We start from the raw sequence: 19,758 nt of genomic DNA, 5'->3' as shown, positions 1-19,758 counted from the left end.
GTTTCGTGTTTCGACATTGCCGTCGTTGCTTGAATTTCTTTACGGCGTCCCCATAACTATCGTTTGTTTCTTATAGGTGAGCCGATATGTCCTCTCCCATGAACGATCAAAATCAGATTTCATTACCTTTGTTGCCATTGCGCGATGTGGTGGTTTTTCCGCACATGGTGATTCCCCTGTTTGTCGGCCGGCCCAAGTCCATTAAGGCGCTGGAAATCGCGATGGAATCCGGCAAGAGCATTTTGCTTGTGGCGCAGAAGTTTGCAGCCAAGGACGAGCCCGCACCCGAAGATCTGTACGGGGTATGCAGCGTCGCAAACCTGCTGCAAATGCTCAAGCTGCCTGATGGTACTGTGAAAGTATTGGTGGAAGGCGGTCGCCGCGCTCGCATCATGAAAGTGGTTGACGACGGTACGTACTTCGCCGGCGAGGCAGCATTGCTGCCGCCCGATGCCGTGGATAACCATGAGGTCGAGGCGATGCGCCGCGCCATGCTGGCCCAGTTCGATCAGTACGTGAAGCTGAACAAGAAGATTCCTCCGGAGATCCTGACTTCGCTCAGCGGCATAGACGAAGCAGGCCGTCTGGCTGATACCATCGCCGCGCACCTGCCTTTGAAGCTTGAGCAGAAGCAGGAAGTGCTGGAAATTTTCGATGTGCCAAAGCGCCTGGAGCACTTGCTTGGTCTGCTGGAAACAGAGCTTGACATACTTCAGGTGGAAAAGCGTATTCGTGGCCGTGTAAAGCGGCAGATGGAAAAAAGCCAGCGGGACTACTATCTCAATGAGCAGGTGAAGGCCATCCAGAAGGAGCTGGGTGAAGGCGAGGAAGGCGCTGATCTGGAAGAGATGGACAAGAAGATCAAAAGCGCCCAGATGTCCAAGGAGGCGCGCGCCAAGGCGGAATCGGAGTTGAAAAAACTGCGGTTGATGTCGCCCATGTCGGCTGAAGCCACTGTGGTGCGTAATTATATTGATGCGCTGGTGGCTCTGCCATGGAAGAAAAAAAGCAAGATAAGCAAAGACCTCAGCGTTGCGGAAGCCGTGCTCGAGCAGGATCACTACGGCCTGGAAAAGGTCAAGGAACGGATTGTCGAGTATCTGGCGGTACAACAGCGCGTGGATAAGTTGAAAGCGCCTATCCTCTGTCTGGTGGGACCGCCCGGGGTAGGGAAGACTTCTTTGGGGCAATCGATCGCCCGGGCTACTAACCGAAAGTTCGTCCGCATGTCGCTCGGCGGCGTTAGGGACGAAGCGGAGGTACGTGGTCATCGCCGTACCTATATCGGTTCCATGCCGGGCAAGATCCTGCAGAACATGGCGAAAGTGGGTGTGAAGAACCCCTTGTTCCTGCTCGACGAGGTGGACAAGATGGGCATGGATTTTCGGGGCGACCCCTCATCCGCACTCCTGGAAGTCCTGGATCCCGAGCAGAATAACTCGTTCGTCGATCACTATGTCGAGGTTGAGTATGATCTGTCGGACGTCATGTTCGTCGCGACCGCGAATACGTTGAACATCCCTGCGCCGCTGCTGGACCGCATGGAAGTGATTCGGCTGTCCGGCTACACCGAGGATGAAAAACTCAACATCGCGACACGCTATCTGTTGCCGAAACAGATGAAAAATCACGGCTTGAAGGAAAATGAATTGACCGTCTCGGAGTCAGCCCTGCGGGATATCACGCGCTATTACACACGCGAAGCGGGTGTGCGGGCGATGGAGCGCGAAATTTCCAAGATATGCCGTAAAGTGGTAAAGGCGCTGCTGCTGAAGGGCGGCCAGAAACGGATTACTGTCACCGGGAGGAACCTCGACAAATACCTCGGCGTAAGGCGTTACACCTACGGCGTCGCGGAGGAAAAGAACCAGATCGGGCAGGTGACGGGCCTCGCCTGGACCGAGGTCGGAGGGGAATTGCTGACGATCGAGGCCGTCGTATTGCCAGGCAAGGGTAAGTCCATCACGACAGGAAAGCTGGGCGAGGTCATGCAGGAATCGGTCCAGGCCGCCCTGTCGGTGGTTCGCAGCCGGTCACGGGCTCTGGGTATTGCGGATGATTTTTACCAGAAGAACGACATCCATATCCATCTGCCGGAAGGTGCGACACCGAAAGATGGCCCCAGTGCCGGTATAGGTATCTGCGTGGCGATGGTGTCGGCGTTGACCAACATTCCGGCGCGTGCAACTGTCGCGATGACCGGTGAGATCACACTTCGGGGTGAGGTGCTGGCAATTGGGGGGCTCAAGGAAAAACTGCTGGCAGCGCACCGCGGCGGCATAAAGACTGTGCTGATTCCCGAGGATAATGTTAAAGATCTGAACGAAATCCCGGAGAATATCAAAAACAGGTTGGATATCCACCCAGTCAAATGGATAGATCAGGTGCTGGATCTGGCCCTGGAATCCAAACCCGAACCGCTTCCAACTCCTCCTTCATCAGTTCCCGCTCCTGTTGCGGTGGAAGGGGATGTGACGCCGGCGGTCATCAAGCACTAGGTTTGGTTAAAGAGTCTGGATAACAGGAGTGATAGAGGGCTAATGGCCTGCAAAGGTTTTATAAAGGCGAAGCGGAAATATTTTTACAATGGCTTGACCACGCACAAGCCGCTTGATATAAAACGTTTGCAGGGTTTTTACTCTCTTAACAATAATGAAAGGGGAATCACGTGAATAAAGCTGAACTCATCGATGCCATCGCGAAATCATCGGACATTTCCAAAGCTTCGGCGGGAAATGCGCTGGACGGTGCGCTGGAAGCGATCAAAGCCGCTCTTAAGAAAGGCCAAAGTGTAACACTGGTAGGATTTGGGACGTTCAAGGTAGGCACGCGTGCCGCCCGCACCGGCCGCAACCCCCGTACAGGCGCTGCTATCACAATCGAATCTACCAAGGTTCCTAAATTCATTGCTGGCAAGGCGCTCAAGGATGCAGTAAACTAGCGGCTTATCGGCGGGGGTGCTTAGCTCAGTTGGTAGAGCGTCGCCCTTACAAGGCGAATGTCGGCGGTTCGACCCCGTCAGCACCCACCAGAGTTAGATTTATTGGAGTGGTAGTTCAGTTGGTTAGAATACCGGCCTGTCACGCCGGGGGTCGCGGGTTCGAGTCCCGTCCACTCCGCCATATCTGTTTATATCAGGGCGAACGCGAGTTCGCCTTTTTTATTCGTTTTCCGTCATTCAATGTTTGATTTCGTCAACAAGAAAAGACGCATCGTTCAGATCATCCTGGGACTTGCCACGTTACCGTTCGTTTTCTGGGGCGTCGAATCCTATCGCAATGCGGATGGGGGTGACCATGTGGCGCTCGCCGCAGGAGAAAAAATCTCCCGCCAGGAATTTGAGCAGGCGCTGCGCAATCAGCAGGAGAATATGCGCGCCACGATGGGAGAGAATTTCAGCCCGGCGCTGCTGGAGAAACCCGAAGTGAGAGCGGCCATCCTGGAAGGATTGATCCAGCAGCGCTTGCTGCGGCAGGAAGCATTTCGCGTTGGATTGGGGGTGGCCGACGCGCAACTGGTCGAGATGATCCAGAACATCGACTTATTTCAGGAAGACGGAAATTTTTCGAAGCAGCGCTATGAAGAATGGCTGCGGAGCCAGGGAATGAACGCGCGCGCTTTTGAAGCACGCCTGCGTCAGGATTTGATGCGGCAGCAACTGGTTGATCCTTTCTCCAAAAATGCGTTTATTTCCCATTCGGTGGCGGAAAGAATCCTGCGCCTGGGTGACGAAAAGCGTGAAGTGAGTGTTGTTCAAATCCAACCGGAACGGTTTCTCGCGAATGTCAAACCGGGTGATGACGCCATCAAGGCTTACTATGAGGCGCACAAGGCCGAATTCCAAGTGCCGGAGCAGGCGCGGGTCGAGTATGTAGTGTTATCGATGGATGCGCTGGCCGAGAAGGCGCAGGTAACCGCCGATGAAGCGCTGGCCTATTATGAGGAGCACAAGCACGAATTCGGACAACCTGAAGAACGCCGTGCGAGTCATATCCTCATAAGCGCACCTGCTTCGGCTTCCGCTTCTGATCGCGCGGCAGCGCGCGCCAAAGCTGAGGAACTGCTGGCCGAGGTCAGAAAATCCCCACAGCGTTTTGCGGAACTAGCGAAACAGCATTCCCAGGATCCGGGCTCCGCGCCAACGGGCGGAGATCTCGGTTTTTTCGCCCGCAACATGATGACGAAGTCATTCGAGGACGTGGTTTTCCGGATGAAGCCGGGTGAAATCAGCGATATCGTCGAGACTGAGCATGGATTTCATATCATCCTGCTGGCGGAGGCAAGAGGCGGAAAGCAGGCGAGTTTCGAGGAAGTGAAGAAGCAGGTTGAACAGGAAGTCAGGAAACAGAAAGCTGCAAAGACGTTTGGTGAAATGGCGGACAGCTTCAGTAACATGGTGTATGAGCAGAGCGATAGCCTGAAACCGGTCGCGGAAAGTCTTGGCTTGACCATACAGCAGAGCGACTGGATTCGGATGAACTCGGATGAGCCGCCTTATCTCAACAATGAAAGGCTGCTTCAGGCAATATTTTCAGAAGATGCGATCAAGGATAAACGCAACACGGAGGCGATTGAAGTTTCTCCCAACACGCTTGTTTCGGCTAGAGTGCTTGACTACAGACCGGCCACTACCCCTTCTGTGGATGAGTTGAGGGATAAAATCGCAGTGTTGATCGCCCGGGAGGAGGCTTCCAAAGCAGCGGTAAACGAAGGGAAGGAGCAGCTTGCACAGCTGCAGCAGGGAAAGACTGCCGCAATCAAATGGACCTCCAGCCAGCTGGTTTCCAGAAGGGAGCGCCAGGGTTTTGACAATGAGACGGTACAGGCGATTTTCAGGGCTGAAACAAATCACCTCCCGGCCTATTCAGGCATGCCGAATGCTCAGGGTGGTTTTACCCTGATTCGCGTTGACCGTGTCATCGAGTCGCGGACGCCCAGTGCAGACGAGCGAAAAGCTTTTGCAGGCCAACTGAGCCAGTTGTTCGCCCAGGAAGAATTTTCATCCTATCTGGATGGAATCAAGAAAAGGTATGATGTATCGGTCAGGAGTGAAAACCTCGAGAAGTAGCCATGCTCCGGGATTAGAGGGTGTCGAAGGCAATCGTGTTGAATCCGGCATCGACATGAGTAATTTCGCCTGTTATGCCGCCTGCCAGATCACTGCATAGAAAGGCGGCCACATTGCCCACATCCATGATCGATACATTACGCCGCAGCGGCGCAACCTTCTCCGTGTAGCTCAGCAGCTTTCCAAAGTTGCCGATTCCTGCCGCAGCCAGCGTTTTGATCGGTCCTGCCGAAATCGCATTGACGCGTATTCCCTTGGGACCCAGACTGGACGCCATGAAGCGGACATTGGCTTCGAGACTTGCCTTGGCCAGTCCCATAACGTTGTAATTCGGCATCACCCTTGTTGCACCCAGATAGGAGAGCGTCAGAAGCGCGCCATTTCGTCCCTGCATCAGTGGAAGGGCAGCTTTTGCCAGCGCAGCGAAACTGTAGGAACTGACATCGTGGGCAATACGAAAAGCCTCCCGGTTTACGGTTTCAAGATAATCTCCGCTGAGCGCCTCGCGTGGAGCAAAGGCAATGGAGTGAACAATGCCATCGAGGTCATCCCAGCGCTTTGCGAGATCATCGAAACATCGGTCGATTTCCTCATCCTTTGAAACATCACAAGGAAACAGCAGATCGCTGTCAAATTCCTTAATGACTTTTTCGACCCGTTCACGCACACCTTCCCCTTGATAAGTAAAGGCAAGCTGGGCGCCCTCGCGATGCATCGCCTTTGCGATGCCATATGCAATCGAACGATTGGTCAGAAGACCCGTGATGAGAATGCGCTTGCTGGCGAGAAATGTCATGTCATATCCTTGCGGCGTTGGAGTAACGATGTGAAATATAGAAATACGGCGTCCCTGCTTGTCCGGATGTCCCGAAGTCGCGCAGACGGCTTGAACTCCTGACAAAACTGGGGGTCAAGGTACACGGGCAAATAACGTGACGTATAGCGTCGAACTGAAATACACGCTGAACCTGGCCAACTCCGGCATTATAGCTTCAACTGTTGCATGCTTGTAGAATCACACGGTTTGCCGAAAATCCGCCCATGAGGAATCAAGAATTGCCCCTGTATCATCAAGCCTGTGTTTACCCAATTTCTGAATAAGACCGCAACCTTGCCAGCGACGCACTTCCTTCCCGCATTCCTTGCTGTTCTGGTGTGCGCCTGCAGCGGCAACCCTTGGAACAGTCCATATCCTGCCGCGGATGCGGAAAAAAATATACTTTATGCTGCTTTTGCCGAGCGCCCCAAGCACCTGGACCCGGTGCAGTCCTACAGCTCCAATGAGATTCTTTTTACAGCGCAGATATATGAACCGCCGCTGCAATACCATTACCTGAAACGTCCCTACGAATTGATTCCCGCTTCCGCGACGAAAATGCCGGAGGTGCATTATTTTGACGAAAAAGGCGCGCGCCTGGGCGACAATGTGGACGCCGGTCAGATCGCCTTTACCGTTTATGAAATTTCAATCAAGTCCGGTATACGTTATCAACCTCATCCGGCCTTCGCCAGGGACTCACAGGGAGAGTTCCTTTATCACAGGCTTGGCGAGGAGGATGTACGTGGCATTTACAAGTTGAGCGATTTTTCGCAAACCGGCTCCCGGGAACTCACCGCTGCAGATTACGTTTTCCAGATCAAGCGACTGGCTCATCCCCGGCTGCACTCCCCTATTTTCGGCCTGATGTCCGATTACATCGTGGGCCTCAAGGAATATGCGACAACGCTCGAGATGGCGTTCAAAGAGCAGTCCAAGGAGCAGGGGGAGCAGAGCGGACGCGAGCAGGACGGCGAGGATTACCTGGATCTTGCACGTTACCCCCTGGAGGGGGCCGAAGTGGTGGACCGGTATACCTATCGCATCAAGATCAAGGGCAAATATCCGCAGTTCAGGTACTGGCTGGCAATGCCTTTTTTCGCACCTATTCCTTGGGAGGCTGAGCGCTTCTACAGCCAGAAAGGCCTGTGGGAAAAAAATATCAACCTCGACTGGTATCCCGTCGGCACCGGGCCCTACATGCTGTCGGAGAATAATCCCAATCGGATTATGGTGCTGGAAAAGAATCCCAATTTTCATGGTGAAACTTACCCTTCCGAGGGAATGCCGGAGGATGCGGAAGGGGGGCTGCTGAAAGATGCCGGTAAACCGCTGCCTTTCATAGAAAAGGTCGTATACAGCCGGGAGAAGGAAAGCATTCCACGCTGGAACAAGTTTCTGCAGGGTTACTACGATGCCTCCAATATCGGTTCCGACAGTTTCGACCAGGCTGTGCAGTTGACAGGACAGGGAGAGGCGACCGTAACTGAAGCGATGAAGGAGCAGGGCATTCGGCTGGAAACGGCTGTTGCGACTTCCACAAATTACGTCGGTTTCAATATGCTCGACCCAGTCGTCGGCGGTGTTGGGAAACGTGGCCGCGAATCGGCCCGGAAGTTGCGTCAGGCGATTTCCATTGCAGTGGATTACGAGGAGTATGTCTCCATATTTGCCAACGGACGCGGGATTCCCGCCCAAGGTCCGATTGCTCCCGGCATCGCCGGGCATCGCGAGGGCAAAGAAGGCATCAACCCCGTAGTCTATGAGTGGGTAGACGGACGGCCCCGCCGCAAGTCGATAGAGGTGGCCAAGGCATTACTGGCAGAAGCAGGTTATCCCAACGGCATCAACGCCAGAACCGGTGAGCCGCTCGTACTTTATTTCGACGTAACGGCTCGCGGCGCGGAGGATAAATCCAGCCTCGACTGGATGCGCAAGCAATTTCAGAAACTCAAGATCCAGTTGGTGGTTCGCAGCACGGACTACAACCGCTTTCAGGACAAGATTCGCAAGGGCAATGCCCAGATTTTCGAGTGGGGCTGGAACGCCGATTATCCCGATCCGGAGAATTTCCTGTTCCTGCTACATGGTCCACAGCAAAAGGTAGGCAGTGAAGGCGAGAATGCTTCCAATTACTCCAATTCCGAATATAACCGGTTGTTCGAGCAAATGAAGAATATGGAGAACGGCCCTGTGCGCCAGAAGATCATCGATAGAATGGTCAATATCCTGCGCCACGATGCACCCTGGCTATGGGGCTATCATCCCAAAGACTACGGCTTGTATCACTCATGGTATGGCAACGTCAAACCGAACAGACTGTCAAACAACAATGTCAAATATCTGCGCATAGACGGAGTCTTGCGCGAGCAGAAGCGGCGTGAGTGGAATGAACCGGTAGTCTGGCCCGCCATCGCGGGATTGATTGCGCTTGCCGGCAGTCTGCTTCCCGCCGTGCTTGTTTATCGGCGTAGGGAGCGAGGAACAGGAATATCGGATGTCGCGCTGAAAATGGAAGCTCAGGCTGAAGGGTGAGTGATGCTTAATTACATCATCCGACGCATCCTGTATGCGATCCCCATTCTGGTGGGCGTGAACCTGATTACTTTCACCTTGTTTTTTGTTGTGAACACGCCCGATGACATGGCGCGCATGCAGCTTGGCATCAAGCGTGTTACACCCGAGGCCATCGCCAAGTGGAAACAGGAGCACGGCTATGATCAGCCGCTGATGTTCAACAATGCCGAGGAGGGCCTCGAGAAAATTACCCGTACCATATTTTTCGAGAAATCCGTCGCCATGTTTGCGTTCCGCTTCGGCCGTGCCGATGACGGGCGCGACATCGCCTACGAAATCAGGACGCGCATGCTGCCCAGTCTCGCCATTGCACTTCCGGTATTCGTGCTGGGGCTCATCGTTTATATCGCCTTCGCATTGACGATGGTATTTTTTCGGGCCACCTACGTGGATTTTTGGGGTGTGGTACTATGCGTCGCGCTAATGTCCATCTCAAGCCTGTTCTATATTATCGGAGGGCAATTTCTGATCAGCAAATTGTGGCATCTCGTGCCCATATCAGGTTACAGCCAGGGACTGGATTCGGCCAAGTTCCTGGTGCTGCCGGTGATTATCGGCATCATCAGCGCGGCCGGCGCAAACACGCGCTGGTACCGGACACTTTTTCTGGAGGAAATGGGCAAGGACTACGTGCGTACTGCCCGTGCCAAGGGCCTGCCGGAAAGTACCGTGCTGTTCCGGCATGTGCTGCAGAATGCCCTGATTCCAATTCTTACCGGAGCCGTTGTGGTAATTCCCCTGCTGTTTCTGGGAAGTCTGATCGTGGAATCATTTTTCGGCATTCCGGGATTGGGCAGCTATACCATCGATGCGATCAACTCTCAGGATTTTGCCGTGGTGCGCGTGATGGTTTTCCTGGGATCTTTGCTCTATATCGTCGGTCTGATATTGACCGACATTTCTTATACGCTTGTAGATCCGAGGATAAGGCTGGAATGACTATCTTCCGGCAAGGTTGACATGTCTTTCAAACCTGTAATCCTGTGGACTGATGCGCTCGTCTACGTTCTGGTTGCCGTAATCGTTATCTTTGCCTGGCAGGTGCGGCGCCATGAACATCTTCTCGCACCCTGGCGGCGCGTCGGACATAGTGCAAGCGGCATGGCAGCCCTCACCATACTGATGTTCTTTATCGTTATCGGGTTGCTCGACACGATACATTTGCGTCCCGCCATCGAAAACGGCAATGGCGGCAGTGAAGCCGCTTACGGGGTCGAAGTGTTGAGCCTGCTCGACCTGCTTGCAACGCCTCTGCGCACGCAGGTGGAAACAACCTACTCAGCGCCTTTCGCCACGCATCTCTACGCTCGTGAAACCGTGGAGTTGCCGGGCGGAGGGCAGGTACGCGAATTCCCCCGTCTGAAATTCGGCGGAGCGCACCTGCAGGATCCGGAAGCTCAGCTCGCCAGCGATATTGCCACCAGAGCTGGAGCAGGCGCGGGCTTGGCCCTGCTGCTCTGGTTCTTGATCGCGACATCGGTGACAGCGCTTGTGGCGCACCGCAGGGATGAAAGGTTTATGTCCACGCTTTCCACAATCTGGCGGGGTATTACTCCGGTGCCGTGGAGAGCGGTATTTGTGACGCTCGCCCTGATACTGTTGCTTGGCGGCGCGGCTCTTGCATTGTGCAGCGATTACCACATTCTTGGCACGGACAAGGTGGGGCAGGACGTATTTTATCAGTCCCTCAAGAGTATCCGTACCGGACTTCTCATAGGAACGCTCACGACACTGATGATGCTTCCTTTTGCACTGCTTCTCGGAGTCGCCGCAGGTTATTTCCGGGGGTGGGTAGATGACTTGATTCAATACCTGTACACCACGCTCAGTTCGATTCCCGGCGTTCTACTGATTGCTGCCACCGTGCTGATGATGCAGGTTTACATGGAGACTCATCCTGAGCTGTTCGACACAATCGCTGCGCGCGCTGATCTCCGCTTGCTGTTTCTCTGCATCATATTGGGGGTTACAAGCTGGACCGGCCTGTGCCGCCTCCTGCGGGGCGAAACCCTGAAGCTGCGCGAAATGGAATATATCCAGGCAGCCAATGCATTCGGTGTTTCCCACTGGCGCATCATCAGCCGCCATATTATCCCCAATGTGATGCACATCGTGCTGATCACCACCGTGATGGATTTCAGCGGTCTGGTGCTGGCAGAGGCTGTACTGTCCTATGTGGGAGTGGGCGTTGATCCTTCAACCATCAGTTTTGGCACCATGATCAACGCCGCCCGCCTGGAAATGGCGCGGGAACCGATGGTGTGGTGGGCGCTGTTTGCCGCCTTCAGCTTCATGTTTGCGCTGGTCCTGAGCGCGAATCTCTTTGCCGATGCGGTACAGAATGCGTTCGATCCAAGGATGAAGACCCTGTCTGCCCTGGCGAGAACATGGCGCCGGAAAAGCATCGGGAAGAATGCGTAATCAGATCCCCTTTTCTACAGAGGCTTCTCTCCCGCCATGAATTCAGTTCTTGAAATCCAGAATCTCGAAACCGTTCTGCACACGGAGCCGCGACCGGTATGGGCGGTCGATGGGCTTACGCTGCAGATCCTGAAGGGTGAAACATTTGCTCTCCTGGGGGAATCCGGGTGTGGCAAATCCATCACGGCGCTTTCGATAATGCGGTTGTTGCCCGAGGCCGGAGAAATCGTGAGTGGCTCTGTCTGTTTAGGCGGCGAAGATCTGCTGCTGCTTCCCGAGGCAGCCATGCGCGACGTGCGTGGGAAGCGCATCGGCATGATTTTCCAGGAGCCGATGTTAAGCCTTAATCCGGTGATGACCGTGGCGCATCAAATTGGCGAGGTATTGCAGCGTCATTTCGACTTGCGTGGACAAGCGGCAGAAAAACGCATCGTGGAAATTCTGGATCAGGTGGGAATACCGGATGCGGCAAGGCGCATGAACGAATATCCTTTCCAGTTTTCCGGTGGAATGAAGCAACGAATGATGATTGCCATGGCGTTGGCCGGGGAGCCCGAGCTCCTGATTGCCGACGAGCCCACCACTGCGCTGGATGTGACCATCCAGGCGCAGGTGCTGGAACTCATGCGCGGCTTGCAGCAGCGGGCTGGTATGGCAATCTTGCTGATTACACACGATCTCGGGGTGGCTTCAGAAATGGCGCATCGGGTGGGAATAATGTATGCAGGGGAAATTGTGGAAACGGCGAGCCGTGAGGCGTTTTTTCGCGGCCCGGCGCATCCCTATTCCCGCAAGCTCCTTGCTGCCTTGCCCGGCAGGGACAGACGCAAACAGGGTCATCGGCTGGATGCGATCAGGGGCAACGTTCCCTCCCTGTCACGGGAATTCGTTGGCTGCCGTTTTGCGGACCGGTGCGACCAGGCGTGGGAATTGTGTCATCAGGTCGCGCCCGGATGGACCGCGCTGACCGGAGAGCAGCAGGTAAGATGCCACCTCTTTAATCAGAATTTTGGATCAAAAATCGTCAAACCGGCGGTTTCGGGGCAAGCAGGCGCGCCGGCAAGGCTGGATACGGAAAGCAGGGAATTTGAATCGTTTCCCAGTGCTGGAGTGGAGCAATCAACGCCTGATGGTTCCCTGTTATCCGTTACTGATCTGAAGGTTTATTTCCCTATCCACAAGGGCTTGATGAGGCGTGTAGCGGGGTACGTCAAGGCAGTCGACGGAATATCGCTCAAAATTGATCGGGGCAAAACGCTGGCGCTGGTGGGAGAATCCGGCTGCGGAAAGACGACGGCAGGAAAAGCCATGCTGCAACTCATCCCCCCTACGGCGGGCAGCGTGCGCTACAACGGGGTGGAACTGGTAGGCCTGGAGCGCAACCGGTTAAGGAGACTGCGCAGCGAATTCCAGCTTATATTCCAGGACCCGTATTCATCACTCAATCCCAGAATGCGCATTGTCGATATTATCGAAGAGGGAATGAACGCCCTCGGGGTCGAAGATGACGGAAAAGAGCGCAAGGAAAAAAGAGTGGACGGGTTACTCGAAAGTGTCGGTCTGCCAGCAGAGACCAAATGGCGTTACCCACATGAGTTTTCCGGCGGGCAGCGCCAGCGGATAGCGATTGCCCGCGCACTGGCCGTCAACCCGAAGCTGATCGTATGTGATGAGCCCACCAGCGCGCTGGATGTGTCGGTGCAGGCCCAGATTTTAAATCTGTTGAGGGAATTGCAGCGCAATCTGGGTCTGGCCTATCTGTTCATCACCCATAATATTTCAGTGGTCGAATACATTGCGGATGAGATCGCGGTCATGTATCTGGGAAGGATAGTGGAACGCGGGACGGTGGACGAAGTTCTGGGTAGCCCCCGCCATCCCTATACGCAGGCATTGTTATCCGCTGTTCCCGTTATCGAACTGGAGTCGAAGCGGAAGGTTATTCGCCTGCACGGCGACCTTCCGTCGCCCGCCAATCCGCCGCAAGGCTGCCATTTTCATCCCCGTTGCTCCCACGTCATGCCGGTCTGTCGTAAAAACTACCCGGTAGCAAGCGCATTCAGTTCAACGCATACGGCACACTGCTATCTTTATCCTCAAGACGAGGAGCAGTCAGACCGTAAAACACAGTCATAAGATAAGGAATACCCCGAATGGTTGGTCAGGAAGTGGCGCGCAGGCGCACATTTGCCATAATTTCTCACCCGGATGCCGGTAAAACGACACTCACGGAAAAATTACTGTTATTCGCCGGCGCCATCCATATCGCCGGCAGTGTCAAGGCGCGGAAGGCGAGCCGCCACGCGACCTCCGACTGGATGGAGATCGAGAAGCAGCGAGGCATTTCGGTTGCCAGCTCGGTCATGCAGATGGAGTATGGAGATTGCGTCATCAATCTGCTCGATACGCCGGGACACCAGGATTTCTCGGAGGATACTTACCGGGTGCTGACTGCAGTGGATGCCGCCCTCATGGTGATCGATGCCGGCAATGGGGTGGAAGCCCAGACATTGCGCTTGCTGGAAGTGTGCCGAGCGCGTAACACCCCCATTATCACTTTTGTAAACAAGATGGACCGGGAAGTGCGCGAGCCGCTCGATCTCATCGATGAAATCGAGCGAACACTGCGCATGGCAGCAGTGCCGTTTACGTGGCCGATGGGGATGGGGCGCAGTTTTCAAGGCGTCTTCGATCTGCGGCACAATCACATGCGTGTTTTTCATCCCGGTGCTGACAGGCTGGACGATGAAGATGAAATCATCAAAGGCCTGGATAATCCGCTGCTGGTAGAACGTTTTGGAGACCAGGCCGCGAATCTGCAGCAGGAAATCGAGCTGATAAGAGGCGCCTCGCCGGAATTCGACCAGGAAGCGTTTCTCGCAGGCCGCCAGACTCCGGTTTTTTTTGGTTCGGCCATTAATAACTTCGGCATCCGTGAAGTGCTGGATGCCCTGGTAGGTCTTGCCCCGCCACCTGGTTCACGCAGCGCATTGCAGCGCCACGTCCAGCCGCACGAACCACGGTTCACGGGAGTAGTGTTCAAGATTCAGGCCAACATGAATCCGGCTCACCGGGATCGTATCGCCTTCGTTCGCATCTGTTCCGGCCGGTTCGAACGTGGCATGAACCTGAGAATTGCGCGTAACGACAAGGATATTCGTACCAACGGAGTCGTATCTTTTCTTTCCCAGCGGCGCGATTTACTCGACGTTGCCTATCCCGGAGATATCATTGGTATTCCCAATCATGGGACACTGCAACTCGGGGATACGCTGACAGAAGGAGAGCGCTTGCAGTTTACCGGTCTGCCATTTTTCGCGCCGGAAATCTTTCAGACAGTGGAAATCGCCGATCCCATGCGCAGTAAGCAGCTCAAACTGGGGTTGGCTCAATTGGGCGAAGAGGGTGCGATCCAGGTTTTCAGGCCTCACCTGGGCAGCGCACTACTGCTTGGGGCGGTGGGAGCTTTACAATTCGACGTTGTCGCACATCGCCTCAAGCATGAATACAGCGTGGACGCGCGTCTTGCTCCCGCGAAATACCAGCTGGCGCGATGGATTACCGCTGAGGATGCACGTGAACTCAAACGCTTCATCGACACCAACGCCCACCGCGTCGCCTATGATGCCGTGGGCGCACCAACATTCCTGGCTTCCTTCGGCGCGGAACTCAGCGTGGCCGAAGAAAACTGGAAACACATTCGTTTCCACAAAATGCGCGAGCACGCCGGGCTTGTGTTTCAGGAGTCTGTCGATGTTTGACAGCCCCGAAGCGAACCTCAGCGGATTTCCGCCAGCAGTCTGCCCATCATCTGCTCCGCCTGGCTGAGGTATCCCCGGCCGAACAGGTTGAGATGGTTCAGTATGTGATACAGGTTGTAGAGGGTTTTGCGGGTTGCATAACCCGCGTCCAATGGGTAGGCGGACCGGTAAGCCGCATAAAAACTGCCGGGAAAACCGCCAAACAGTTCAGTCATCGCAATATCGGTTTCGCGGTCACCATAGTAGACGGCAGGATCAAATATGACGGGTTGCCCCGTTTCATCGAAATTGTAGTTGCCGCTCCAGAGGTCGCCATGCAGGAGCGACACGGCAGGTTGTCCGTCAGGAAAAAAGCGATCCAGTTCCCCCATCAATCGCTCCCCCTGCGTCTGCAGTCGTCCTGAGTAGCCATTGGCCTTCGCCAATTGCAATTGATACCCTAAACGGTGCTTGCGCCAGAAATCGATCCAGTTGGACGAAGGTGCGTTGATTTGCGGGGTCGCTCCAATGGTGTTATTGCATGTCCACCCGAATTCTCCGGAAGAGACACGGTGCATTGTAGCCAATCCTTCTCCCAGCGCACAGGCACCTTCCCCGGAGCCGGCGCGCACCTCCACATATTCCAGCACCAGCCATGCCACGGAAGTATTTCCGCTCCAGCATATTGGCGCAGGCGCACGCAGACTGCGGGAATTACGAATTTCCTGAAGACCCGCAGCCTCCGCCTCAAACATCGAAAGACATTCCGGGTTGTTCAGTTTGACGAAGAATCGTTGGCCGTTCCCTTCGATTCGATATGCCTGGTTGATGCAACCGCCACCCAGGGGAGAAGCTGTTTGTATGGTAAAAGGAGTACGGGTGGAATGGGAGATCTGCGCCGCGATTTCTGTCCAGGATTGCATAATTGCTTCAGACTATGCGCGGCTGGTGGTTGCGGATAGCCATTCTCTTGCCCTCCGTATAGCGGCGGCAACCTGTACCGGGGCAGTACCGCCAATGTGATTGCGGCTGTTTAACGACCCTTCCAGCGTCAGCACAGTGAAGATATCGTCCTCGATCAACGGAGAGAATTGCTGTAGCTCCGGCAGGGTGAGCGCACTTAAGTCCCGGTTGTTCTTTTCGGCAAAGCGCACTGCTTGTGCCACTGCTTCGTGCGCTTCACGGAAAGGCAATCCCCTTTTTGTCAGATAATCGGCAAAGTCGGTGGCAGTGGCATACCCGCGCGTCGCTGCTTCCCGCATGGCAGCCTGCTTGACGCGTATACCGGCCAGCATATCGGCATAAATGCGCAGCGTGTCAGTCAGTGTATCTACCGTATCGAACAGGGGCTCCTTGTCTTCCTGGTTATCCTTGTTGTACGCGAGCGGCTGGGCCTTCATCAGAGTCAGCAATGCGACCAGATGTCCGTTCACGCGCCCGGTTTTGCCGCGCACCAGCTCAGGCACATCCGGGTTTTTCTTTTGCGGCATGATGGATGAACCGGTACAGAAGCGGTCAGCCAGGTCGATAAATCCGAAAGGTGGGCTCATCCACAAGATGAGTTCCTCGGACAGGCGCGACAGATGTGTCATGATCAGCGCTGCTGCTGCACAGAATTCAATGGCAAAATCCCGGTCGGAAACGGCATCCAGCGAATTTTCGCAGACACCCTTGAAACCCAGTTCCCGCGCTACCATCGCGCGATCGATGGAATAGCTTGTTCCTGCCAGCGCGGCTGCTCCCAGCGGGAGTTTATTCACGCGCTTTCTGCAGTCGGCCAAACGCTCCGCGTCGCGTTTCAGCATTTCGAAATAGGCCATGAGGTGGTGTCCGAAGACGATGGGTTGCGCCACCTGCAGGTGCGTGAAGCCGGGCATCACCGTATCGACATGCTGCTCCGCCAGATGCAGCAACGCGTTCTGCATTGCATGGATCAGGGCGGTAATCCGGTCGATGGAGGCGCGCAGATAGAGCCGTATGTCCGCCGCTACCTGATCGTTACGGGAACGTGCCGTGTGCAGCCGTTTCCCGGCGTCACCAATCAGCGCAGTCAGGCGCTTCTCGATATTGAGATGAACGTCCTCCAGAGCCAACTGCCAGACAAATTCGCCACCTTGGATTTCCTGCCGGATCTGGCTCAGGCCTCGTTCGATGGCGTCGAGGTCATGATGGCCGATAATGCCACTGGCAGCGAGCATGCGTGCATGTGCGAGGGATCCCTGGATATCGTACTCCGCCAGTCGCTTGTCGAAACCGACCGACGCAGTATACCGCTGAACCAGTTCCGAAACCGGTTCATCAAAGCGTCCTGACCATGTGTTTGTGTTATCGCCGGGCAGGGCTTCCGTGCTTTTTGAGGCCGTCATAATGTTCCCGATGGAATGGCTTGCAAAGACCGGAGTCCTTTGAAACCACTTTCTATCGTTGCTTCAGAAAAAAGTGACGAGTATAAATCAAATCATCCGTCACCATGACGCCGCCCTGCGTCGGAAATGTTCCAGAGGAATCTATGCCAGATATTCCTAGAACTCCAGCGGGTCGATGTCCAGCGTCCAGCGCACTTTATGGCTGGGAAGGTTGTCGAGCTTCGTGCGCCAGCTCCCAAGGAATTCCTGCAGCTTCTTTCTGGACTTCGACTGCACCAGCAGATAAGCGCGCTCCATTCCCTTCAGTCGCGCCATTTGGGCCGGAACCGGATCAAATACCTTAATCTGGTGTGGCGCTTTTGCCAAGGTTGCCGCATTGGCAAGAAAGGCGAGCGCGGTAGCAATTGCCGGCGCCTCCACCCGTAATAGAGCCTGATAGACGAATGGCGGGAAGTGCGCGGTTTTCCTTTCTTCCAGCAGCATCCGGGCAAGTGTGTCGTAATCGTGATGGTGCAGCGCGCGATAGAGCGGGTGATCGGGGAACCCGGTTTGAATCAAAACTTCGCCGGGAGTACCTGAACGTCCCGCGCGCCCGGCTACCTGCATCAGTTGGGCAAACAATCGCTCCGATGCGCGAAAATCGGTGCTGAACAGGGAGGCGTCGGAATTCAGAATACTGACCAGTGACAGATTTGGAAAATCGTGTCCTTTCGCGAGAATCTGCGTGCCCACGAGTATGTCCACGCGCTGCTCACGAATATCTTTCAATATCCGCTGCCAGGAATCTTTCCGCCTCGTGCTGTCGCGATCTATCCGGACGATGCGGGCATGGGGAAAAAGCCGGGTTAATGCAGCTTCGATTCGTTGTGTGCCGTGACCAAAAGGAGCAATATCCTGATTCCCGCATTCCGGACAGAGGCTGGGAAATTCCGCTTGGTGGCCGCAATGGTGACAGCGCAGTTTTTTTTCGCGCAAGTGGACGACCAGACGGCTGGCACAGCGATGGCAGACCGCTGTCCACCCGCATGCTCTGCATAGCAGAATTGGCGCGTAACCACGACGGTTTATAAAAACCAGGCTTTGCTGGTTTGATGCCAGACATTTTTCCAGCGCGGAGATGACCGGAGGTGAAAAGCCTTCCTGGGTTTTTATTTTACCGATATCGATACAATGCACGGTGGGCAGGGAGGCATTGTCGGCGGCACGCGAGGGCAGGCGCAACAGGAGATAGCGTCCTGTAATGGCGTTGTAATAGGTTTCGAGCGACGGGGTGGCCGAACCCAATACTATGGGTATTCCGGCGCGCTTTGCACGAAAGACAGCGACATCCCGCGCTGAGTAGCGCAAACCCTCCTGCTGTTTGAATGAGAGATCGTGCTCCTCATCCACGATGATCATTCCCAGCCTTGGCAGCGGAGTAAATACAGCGAGCCGGGTACCCAGTATTATTTCGGCTTCTCCATGCTGCGCCTGCACCCACCCTTCGGCGCGTTCAGTGGGATTTAATCCGCTATGGAGGCTGACCAGCCTTACCCCGGGAAAGCGAGCCCGGAAGATGAACTCCAATTGCGGCGTCAGGTTGATCTCCGGGACGAGGACGAGCGTCTGTCGCGCCTGGCGCAGCAGCAGTGAAATCAATTGCAGGTATATCTCTGTTTTTCCGCTGCCCGTCACTCCATGCAACAGCCATGTATTGAATTCCCCCATTTTCGGGACTATTGCATCAATCGCACTTTTCTGCGCAGGGGTCAGCACGGGGAGCGGCGGTGTTTCTTGAAACGGAGAAGCCGAAACCACGGGGGACGCCACCGGTATTTCTTCCACCCATTGCAAAGCGACAAACTCCTTCATGGCCTCGGCGGCTCGGCTGGAAAATTGCTTTGCCTCCTCATCTTCGATCATGCTGGATTGCTTCAGCTTTACCAGAAGTCTGCGTTTGGCGATGCTGCGGCCTGGAATGGCCGATATATCGACGGCACGGCCCTTCGTCGTGAGGCGATATTGAAAAATGATGGGCGCCGTACGAATGGAAAAAGGTTGACTGCTGCGCAATCTGATCGGAAGGCCATTCATTACCACTTCTCCCAGCGGATGGTGGTAATACTCGCTGCAAAAACGGAATAAATCGAGCAACTCCGGGGGCAGGGGGGGAACATCGCGGAATACCTGACCAGCTTGCTTGATCTTGTCCGGGGAAATGTCGGAGTGAGAGGCTACCTCCATGATAACCCCTGTCATGCGACTTTTTCCAAAGGGAACGAATACGCGGCAACCGATATCCTGCTCTGTTACTCCTGCCGGGGCGAGATAATCGAAGAGTGTATTCAAAGGTTTATCAAGCGCAACGCGAATGATGGGCATGCCGGGATCAGCGGTGATCGGGGTGGAAAGGGGGTATGATAAACGCGGCCAGGATGAAATACGAATCCTGTGGGTGTACAAATTATGGATACAGATTGACTAGTAAAGAATGACTCGCTTTTCGTGCTGATGCCTCTTCTATCCGGGTTCTCCCAGCCTCAGGGTTTGTCGAGTTTTCTTACATCTGCGTAATAAAAGTATAGTGCGAATGATACAACTTATTGAATTTAAAGATAATAATATTTCTGGCATGAGATATGCTGCAGTTCTTGAAATGCGTGGTATGGCTAAGGATCAATAGATTATCGCGCATTTTGCCCTATTTGGCCTCTGACAAACTGCTTGACTTAAGTGTATGGCGGGGAGTAGTCTTTACGGGCTTATGGGTATGTAAAGTACTGGTAGAGG

General features: G+C 54.7%; 12 protein-coding genes and 2 tRNA genes. 10 read left to right on the top strand and 4 right to left on the bottom strand.

Going from position 1 to position 19,758, the window contains the following annotated elements; all coding sequences use genetic code 11:
- Positions 1-86: 86 nt before the first annotated feature.
- The 5 genes from lon (at position 87) to BMY01_RS10175 (ending at position 5,068) form a co-directional block, all read left to right on the top strand.
- Positions 87-2,498 carry an endopeptidase La gene (gene lon, locus BMY01_RS10195; RefSeq protein WP_074746834.1) on the top strand — a complete coding sequence of 804 codons (2,412 nt, stop codon included), beginning with the start codon at positions 87-89 and terminating at the stop codon, positions 2,496-2,498.
- Positions 2,499-2,668: 170 nt separating this feature from the next.
- Positions 2,669-2,941, top strand: coding sequence for an HU family DNA-binding protein (locus tag BMY01_RS10190; RefSeq protein WP_011381631.1), 273 nt, complete (start codon positions 2,669-2,671; stop codon positions 2,939-2,941).
- Between the two features lie 14 nt (positions 2,942-2,955).
- Positions 2,956-3,031: transfer RNA gene (locus tag BMY01_RS10185), tRNA-Val, on the top strand.
- 14 nt (positions 3,032-3,045) lie between these two features.
- Positions 3,046-3,122: transfer RNA gene (locus BMY01_RS10180), tRNA-Asp, on the top strand.
- 59 nt (positions 3,123-3,181) lie between these two features.
- On the top strand, positions 3,182-5,068 hold the full coding sequence (locus BMY01_RS10175) for a SurA N-terminal domain-containing protein (RefSeq protein ID WP_074746832.1): 1,887 nt from the start codon (positions 3,182-3,184) through the stop codon (positions 5,066-5,068).
- 13 nt (positions 5,069-5,081) lie between these two features.
- On the opposite strand, the gene BMY01_RS10170 is transcribed toward BMY01_RS10175, so the two are convergent.
- Positions 5,082-5,864, bottom strand: a complete 783-nt coding sequence (locus tag BMY01_RS10170) for an enoyl-ACP reductase FabI (RefSeq protein ID WP_074746830.1) — start codon at positions 5,862-5,864, stop codon at positions 5,082-5,084.
- Between the two features lie 282 nt (positions 5,865-6,146).
- Here BMY01_RS10170 and BMY01_RS10165 point away from each other — a divergent pair, with 282 nt between their 5' ends.
- From BMY01_RS10165 to BMY01_RS10145, 5 genes are read left to right on the top strand one after another with little or no spacing between them, the layout of a single operon-like run.
- Positions 6,147-8,420, top strand: coding sequence for an ABC transporter substrate-binding protein (locus BMY01_RS10165; RefSeq protein ID WP_081353871.1), 2,274 nt, complete (start codon positions 6,147-6,149; stop codon positions 8,418-8,420).
- A gap of 3 nt (positions 8,421-8,423) precedes the next feature.
- Positions 8,424-9,401: an ABC transporter permease gene (locus BMY01_RS10160; protein WP_074746828.1), complete on the top strand. Its 978-nt coding sequence runs from the start codon at positions 8,424-8,426 to the stop codon at positions 9,399-9,401.
- Between the two features lie 21 nt (positions 9,402-9,422).
- Complete coding sequence (locus tag BMY01_RS10155) at positions 9,423-10,883, top strand: ABC transporter permease (RefSeq protein WP_074746826.1); 1,461 nt, start codon at positions 9,423-9,425, stop codon at positions 10,881-10,883.
- A 36-nt stretch (positions 10,884-10,919) separates the two neighbouring features.
- Positions 10,920-13,019, top strand: a complete 2,100-nt coding sequence (locus tag BMY01_RS10150) for an ABC transporter ATP-binding protein (RefSeq protein ID WP_074746824.1) — start codon at positions 10,920-10,922, stop codon at positions 13,017-13,019.
- A gap of 17 nt (positions 13,020-13,036) precedes the next feature.
- Complete coding sequence (locus BMY01_RS10145; RefSeq protein ID WP_074746822.1) at positions 13,037-14,644, top strand: peptide chain release factor 3; 1,608 nt, start codon at positions 13,037-13,039, stop codon at positions 14,642-14,644.
- A 17-nt stretch (positions 14,645-14,661) separates the two neighbouring features.
- On the opposite strand, the gene BMY01_RS10140 is transcribed toward BMY01_RS10145, so the two are convergent.
- The 3 genes from BMY01_RS10140 to BMY01_RS10130 all read right to left on the bottom strand — a co-directional run bounded on the left by BMY01_RS10140 (position 14,662) and on the right by BMY01_RS10130 (position 19,350).
- Positions 14,662-15,546 (bottom strand): fructosamine kinase family protein, encoded by an 885-nt coding sequence (locus tag BMY01_RS10140; RefSeq protein ID WP_074746820.1) that lies wholly within the window; start codon positions 15,544-15,546, stop codon positions 14,662-14,664.
- A gap of 12 nt (positions 15,547-15,558) precedes the next feature.
- The gene (argH, locus tag BMY01_RS10135) at positions 15,559-16,989 is read right to left on the bottom strand and encodes an argininosuccinate lyase (protein ID WP_074746817.1); all 1,431 of its coding nucleotides are present in this window, start codon (positions 16,987-16,989) and stop codon (positions 15,559-15,561) included.
- 156 nt (positions 16,990-17,145) lie between these two features.
- A complete protein-coding gene (locus BMY01_RS10130) occupies positions 17,146-19,350 on the bottom strand; it encodes a primosomal protein N' (RefSeq protein ID WP_074746815.1) in 2,205 nt (734 codons plus the stop codon).
- Between the last annotated feature and the right edge of the window lie 408 nt (positions 19,351-19,758).

It is taken from the genome of Nitrosospira multiformis, from assembly GCF_900110185.1.
In the GTDB taxonomy this organism is placed as follows: Bacteria; Pseudomonadota; Gammaproteobacteria; order Burkholderiales; family Nitrosomonadaceae; genus Nitrosospira; species Nitrosospira multiformis_A.
The sequence above is the reverse complement of the archived record's forward strand: the minus strand, read 5'-3'. Positions and strand labels throughout refer to the sequence as shown.

Coding starts and splice junctions, on each gene's coding strand:
- BMY01_RS10175 (WP_074746832.1), top strand. CDS start 3,182: ATGTTTGATTTCGTCAACAAGAAAAGACGCATCGTTCAGATCATCCTG.
- argH (WP_074746817.1), bottom strand. CDS start 16,989: ATGACGGCCTCAAAAAGCACGGAAGCCCTGCCCGGCGATAACACAAAC.
- BMY01_RS10130 (WP_074746815.1), bottom strand. CDS start 19,350: ATGCCCATCATTCGCGTTGCGCTTGATAAACCTTTGAATACACTCTTC.
- lon (WP_074746834.1), top strand. CDS start 87: ATGTCCTCTCCCATGAACGATCAAAATCAGATTTCATTACCTTTGTTG.
- BMY01_RS10140 (WP_074746820.1), bottom strand. CDS start 15,546: ATGCAATCCTGGACAGAAATCGCGGCGCAGATCTCCCATTCCACCCGT.
- BMY01_RS10170 (WP_074746830.1), bottom strand. CDS start 5,864: ATGACATTTCTCGCCAGCAAGCGCATTCTCATCACGGGTCTTCTGACC.
- BMY01_RS10160 (WP_074746828.1), top strand. CDS start 8,424: ATGCTTAATTACATCATCCGACGCATCCTGTATGCGATCCCCATTCTG.
- BMY01_RS10155 (WP_074746826.1), top strand. CDS start 9,423: ATGTCTTTCAAACCTGTAATCCTGTGGACTGATGCGCTCGTCTACGTT.
- BMY01_RS10145 (WP_074746822.1), top strand. CDS start 13,037: ATGGTTGGTCAGGAAGTGGCGCGCAGGCGCACATTTGCCATAATTTCT.
- BMY01_RS10150 (WP_074746824.1), top strand. CDS start 10,920: ATGAATTCAGTTCTTGAAATCCAGAATCTCGAAACCGTTCTGCACACG.